We start from the raw sequence: 5,243 nt of genomic DNA on the forward strand, positions 1-5,243 counted from the left end.
GCGGCTGTTCTTGAGTTAGCTCGAGAATGGTTCACGAGATCCCGTCCGATCTGATTGATCGGGCGGGATCTTGGCGTTTCTGGGGTCTGTTCGAGGTGCTGTCCGAACGCGGGTGGGTTCTGGAGTGGGTAGCTCGGTGGACGACGCCGTGGGTTCGGGGGTGGTTTGGGTGCGGAGGGCGCGCCGGGGCCGCTGTTGGGTGTGCGGGTGCCAGAGCTGTGGAGCCGGGATGTCAGGTGTTTGCGGTGACTGTGGGTGGGGCGGGTGGTGGAAGTCCGGTCGTCATGGTGGGCGGCGTGAGGCTGTCCAGCTCGGTGACGTTCTGGGTTTCGTGATGGGTAGCGGCTTCGGTGGTCGTGTTCTGCCGGGTGAACAGGATGTGCAGGTTGATGCTGCAGACCATCAGAGCGATGAGGATGGTCTGGGCTGCGCGGCCGTGCGCGAGGCGACTTTTCGGGTCGGCGATGTTGATTCCGTGGCCCTTGGCTCTGGCGTTCAGGCCCTCGATGTTCGCGCGGCCGGGCCGGTAGGCGTCTTGCCATGTGGGGCGGAGGTAGTGCCGGTCCTGGCGGAATTTGTCGATCTTGCCGAGGTCGCCTGGGCGGACGGTGATGGTGGGCTTCTGGCAGATCCTCGGCAGTTCGTCTTTCGGCAGGGGCCGCAGACGTTCCGCCTGAGGGATGGGGACGGTGGGCTTGGCCGCACTGTGTGCGGCGGTGGCCCGTCGGCTGGTGAGGTCCACCACACTCGGCCGTGGTGGAGGAATGTGCTGGGCTTGGTTGAAACGGGGGCAGACCACCGAGGGCGAGGGGCCTGCGGCGGGGCACTGCAGCCGGATCGCGCCCCGTGTGTCTGCGGACTGTTTGAGGCGGAGGAAGTACGGCTCGCGGGTCTCGATGAGCTTCGTGAGCTGCTGGTCGTCGTCGATCTCGCGCACGGCTCTGTCGTCCAGGCCGGTTGTGGCGTGCGCGAGAGCGGTGGGTATGGCGGGGCAGGCCAGGGAGCCGTCGATGAGGACGGCGCCTTGGTGGGTGCCCTGGACACCACGCTGCTCTTGTTTGTAGTCGAGGACGAGCTGGTAGCCCAGGCGGCGGGCGGGCTGGGCGAAATGCGGGCCGGTCTGGTCGGTGTAGGCACGGTCGGCGGCCAGTATTCCGGTCGGGAAGCCGAACGGGACGAGGGCGGTGAGGGCGTGGACGGCGTTGGGCCCGGTCCGTTTGCCGGGGGTGTCCAGGACGAGGCCGAGCGCGAGTTGCGGATGCCGGCTGACGCGCTCACCCGCTTGCGGGTGTCCGGCGGGATGTCGGCGGCTGGCGGCGACGAGCAGGGTGGCGCTGTGCCCGAAGATGCCTTCCTCCGCGCCTCCGCAGTAGTGCCAGCCCGCGGTGAGTTCCACGGAGGCGAGTTCGCGTCGTTCGCTGGGCGGATGGTGCCATGCGGGGACCGGGGTGGTGTCGACACCGATATCGCCTCGCCAGCCCTTGAACAGGCCACGGCGGTGGGCGAGACGCACGGTGACCAGCACCAGACGGTCGCTGATCTCCTGCAAAAGTATCCGGCGCCGTACATGTTCGGCGTCCGCGTCCTCCCAGGCTGCCGCCACGTCTGTGGCTTCGTCGGCGGGCAGCCGGCTGCGCCGGTCACAGCGGTACGGGTCGAGGGCGCTGGTGAGGCGGTCAAAGGCACGGTAGACGCGGCGGGTGAACGCGTGCCGGGCATGGTCATCAAGGTGTCTGGCATCGGGGACGCCCAGCCAGGACCGGGCGGGGGCGCGCAGTTCGTCGAGCAGAACTCGGCAGGCGTTGGCGAGGCTGGCGCTGTGGTGATAGTGCAGCGACAGCAACAGGCCCACCAGCGCCGTCCGCACCGGCAGTCCCTTCGGGCCGGGACGGCCCTCGAGCTCTGCGTCGATCAGGTCCAGCACTCCGGAGGCGTGCAGCAGGGCGTCCAGCTGCCCGACCTTGGAGTCCGGGATCTCGACGGGCGCGTCGGTGACCGGCCGCGGCCGGCACAGCTTGATCTTCTCCAGGTTCCGCCAGGCCTGGGGCTTGGTCACGCCTGCTCCGGGCCCCGCAGCAGTCGAGCCGCAGTGAAGGCATCGATGGGCGGCACCAGGTGCTGCCAGCGGGCCAGGGAGGCGGCGGAAGCGAGCCCGGCCGCCTGGGCGATCAGATGGTGATCAATGTGCGCGCGCATCAGGTCGACGATCCACGTCGCCCGCAGCCTGCCCACCGACAGCGCAGGCAGCCCATCCGGTGGCCGGTGGGTGAGGGACCAGGAGCTGATCAGGTTCTTCGCGTACTCGGTGGTGCGGCGCGGCCGGAACAAGTACCCGCCGCCGGCTCGGTCGGCGAGTTCTCCCAGAACGGTGTCCCAGGCGGCGCGGGCGACGAGCGGGACCAACCGGTCGACGCCGGTATGCAAAAGCGGTCCGCCGCTTCGCGGGCGCCGCAGGTCCCGGCCGCGGCTGGCCGCCACCTCCTTCGGCGTAAGCCCGTAACCCGCCCCGAGCCCCAGGAGCGCGAGAGCGTCGGTGTGCTGCTGGCGGGGCAGGTGCGTGGCCCAGTGCCGCAGACCCGCCAACTCGCCCGATGTGTAGGGCTGATGGCTCTGCGCGGTGGCATGCAGCCGGGCCGGTGCGGCTTCCCCGCGCTCGCTCCAGGCCAGCGCGTCCCGCACCCGCAACAGCCAGGTCCGGTAGGTCCGCACCGACGACGCCTCGATATCCCCGGCGCGCGAGAGGACGAAGGCGTCGATGACCTCGTTGCGCAGCCACGCATCCGGCTCCCGCTCCACGCCCGTTGTTTCCGCCCACAGCGCCAGAGTGGCAGTGACGTGCAGCAGCTGCTCCACCTCGTAGGGCACCGCGCTCACCGCTGCCGCGACCACCGACCGCACCAAGGGCGCGACCTCGTCCCAGACCGGCGGCGCGTCCCGCGGCCGGTAGCGCGTGATTTTCATGGACGTATCCGGATCAAGAACCACAGTCCATGCATACCGGCTGGACAAGCAGCCATTCCAGGACTGATCAACTTCGATGGAGAGGACGGTGCGCGCATGGTCGGCGGACGCGCCCGCGCACGCTCCCCCAGGCAACTGACCAGTGATCCGGAAGCCTGGCCCGAACACCCCAGCCCTGACCCCGGAGCAGAGGCGGTCCGCCAGATCGCCCGCACCCTTGGCCAAGCCCTGGCCGACCAGGGTTTGAGTCTGCGGGCGGCCGCGGTCGGCTCCGGCGTCAACCGGCAGGCCATCGCCGACCTGCTGGCCGGACGGTCCTGGCCGGACGTGGCCACCATCGCCCGGCTGAACGCCTTCATCGGGATCCGACTGTGGCCGCAGCAGCCCACTTGTGACCGGAAGAGGGAACAATGAGCCTCGATTCGCACCTGGATTCGCACGATCGCGACCAGGGCAGGACGAATTCGCGGCTCCGCTCGCCGAGTGGAGAAGACCCCCACTAACCTCGGATGTGCGAGAGCCACCTTTGCGGGACGCTCAAGCAACCGGCACCGCCGAGCTGAACCCTCGGCGGTGCCAGCCTCTTCGCCGCCAGACCAGGCATAAAGCCCAGCCCGACGGACGTTTCATCAGCCCACCCCGGACTCCTCTCGGCGCTCACTGTCGGCATGCGCGATGGAGAACCAGGCCGTCGGGCCCTCAACCGCCCGGCCTTCCTTCACCAGTTTCTTCAGTCGGGAGCGAGTCGTCTCCACCCGCCGCGCGTTGGACGTGTCCTCGCCAATCGCCGCAGCGATGTCCTGCACCTTCATAGCCCGCCCGGCACCCGCCAAGAGCACCAGCATCCGCTCCCGCGCCGTTTCCAGATCCACCGGGCCGGGCGTCTGCGGTGCCTGCCCCGTCTGGGCGCCCTCACCAGCAGTCCCTTCCCCACCACTGGCACCCTGACGGGCTGCAGGGCTCTCGGCAGCCCACGGCTCTTGGGTTTGGGGTTCGTCACGGTGAGAGCTTTCACTCATCAGGGACAGCGCCGTCTCACGTGTGATCGCCAGGCGAGCCAGCCACTGTTCCGTCGCGGCGACCTTCTCGCGCAGAGCAGCCAACTCGCCACGGGCGACGGCTTCTTCCTCGTCCAACCGCTTGAAAAGTGGCGTCATCGTCAGCTCTGCCTCCTGCCCCGACGTGCAGGCCCCGACGCAAGGACCGCCAGAGCCATGACCCACCGTAGAAGAGCACGCCACAAGATCGCAGAAGGTGATCGCCAATGATCCCTAACGACAACTACCGTCTGCCCACTGTGCGTTAGGTGCCCAGACCGGACTGGCGAGGATCGAAGCCCGTGCGTCACATCGCCTGTCGCTCGCTGTCCACCACAAGTGGACAAATCGCGCTCCCGTCCTCGGCGGTTGCGGCTAGCGTCTACCTGACTCGTGCAGACAGCTCAGAGGAGGCACTTGTGGCTGCACTCATGCGACGGATGACAGCAAGTAACGCGATGATCGCCGGAATACTCGTCGTCTCCGCTTGCTCAACCGAAGAAGCGGCAAGCCGCCCAACGGCGACCCCGACCACGGAAGCACCCTCAAGAACCGCAAGACCCCCGTTAACCGCCGAGCAGCTGAAGGCACTCACCCTCAAGGACAGGGATGTACCACAGGCCCACGACGTGCCTGTGCAGGACCCTGTTCCGGAAAGTGAGCAACGCACCTACCCGCCCGTCTCGGATGCCTCTTGCCAGAGAGTCCTTGACGTGCTTGACGCCGAGAACGCGTCCGCCGTCGTGCTCCAGATCTTCAATTGGAAGAAGAACATTATGGGGGGCGGGTCCACGCTGGCTTCGTACGACGACACGAAGGCAGAAGGGGCTTTTCAGCAGCTACATGACTCGCTCACGACCTGCAGGTCCTTTACGGGAGTCGGCCAGTTCGGGAAGTTCAACGCCAAGATCACTGTGGAGAAGGCCCCGGATGTCGGGGACGAGGCCCTTAGTTTCCACGTGATCATGCCACTGCCAGACGGAGATGGGTTGCGGGACGAACACCATGTTTTCGTGCGGACGGGCAACGTCACAGCGAGCTTCACAGATCTGAACATAGGGGTGAAGGCCCAGTTCCCCTTCGATCTCATCAACAAGCAGGTCGAACGGCTGCATACTGCCCAGCGTCCCTGACCACCCGTGCCCCTCTCGGTGGCTGGCTTTGCGGGAAGCGATCAGTTGGCAGATGGGAAGCGATCTTTAAAGGAACGCGAAGCCGCTGGCAGAGGACACTCGTGAACAGCCC

At 67.3% G+C, this 5,243-nt stretch carries 5 protein-coding genes; 2 read left to right on the forward strand and 3 right to left on the reverse strand.

The window, feature by feature from the left end; genetic code table 11:
- Positions 1-232: 232 nt before the first annotated feature.
- Together ACZ4WQ_RS46785 and ACZ4WQ_RS46790 are read right to left on the reverse strand one after the other, a co-directional pair.
- Positions 233-2,056 carry a hypothetical protein gene (locus ACZ4WQ_RS46785; RefSeq protein ID WP_398370775.1) on the reverse strand — a complete coding sequence of 608 codons (1,824 nt, stop codon included), beginning with the start codon at positions 2,054-2,056 and terminating at the stop codon, positions 233-235.
- Positions 2,053-2,961 (reverse strand): hypothetical protein, encoded by a 909-nt coding sequence (locus ACZ4WQ_RS46790; protein ID WP_398370777.1) that lies wholly within the window; start codon positions 2,959-2,961, stop codon positions 2,053-2,055. Before ACZ4WQ_RS46790 ends, ACZ4WQ_RS46785 begins: the two co-directional genes overlap by 4 nt.
- A 96-nt stretch (positions 2,962-3,057) precedes the next feature.
- On the opposite strand from ACZ4WQ_RS46790, the gene ACZ4WQ_RS46795 reads away from it, so the two are divergent.
- Complete coding sequence (locus ACZ4WQ_RS46795; RefSeq protein WP_398370779.1) at positions 3,058-3,375, forward strand: helix-turn-helix domain-containing protein; 318 nt, start codon at positions 3,058-3,060, stop codon at positions 3,373-3,375.
- Between the two features lie 215 nt (positions 3,376-3,590).
- Here ACZ4WQ_RS46795 and ACZ4WQ_RS46800 read toward each other — a convergent pair whose 3' ends face one another.
- Complete coding sequence (locus tag ACZ4WQ_RS46800) at positions 3,591-4,118, reverse strand: hypothetical protein (RefSeq protein WP_398370781.1); 528 nt, start codon at positions 4,116-4,118, stop codon at positions 3,591-3,593.
- A 299-nt stretch (positions 4,119-4,417) separates the two neighbouring features.
- Here ACZ4WQ_RS46800 and ACZ4WQ_RS46805 point away from each other — a divergent pair, with 299 nt between their 5' ends.
- Positions 4,418-5,131, forward strand: coding sequence for a hypothetical protein (locus tag ACZ4WQ_RS46805; RefSeq protein WP_385342597.1), 714 nt, complete (start codon positions 4,418-4,420; stop codon positions 5,129-5,131).
- Positions 5,132-5,243: the final 112 nt, after the last annotated feature.

This window comes from Streptomyces sp. NPDC028305, assembly GCF_055569495.1.

Excerpts from the sequence above, each read along its gene's own strand:
- ACZ4WQ_RS46790 (WP_398370777.1), bottom strand. The coding sequence starts at position 2,961 with ATGAAAATCACGCGCTACCGGCCGCGGGACGCGCCGCCGGTCTGGGAC.
- ACZ4WQ_RS46795 (WP_398370779.1), top strand. The coding sequence starts at position 3,058 with ATGGTCGGCGGACGCGCCCGCGCACGCTCCCCCAGGCAACTGACCAGT.
- ACZ4WQ_RS46800 (WP_398370781.1), bottom strand. The coding sequence starts at position 4,118 with ATGACGCCACTTTTCAAGCGGTTGGACGAGGAAGAAGCCGTCGCCCGT.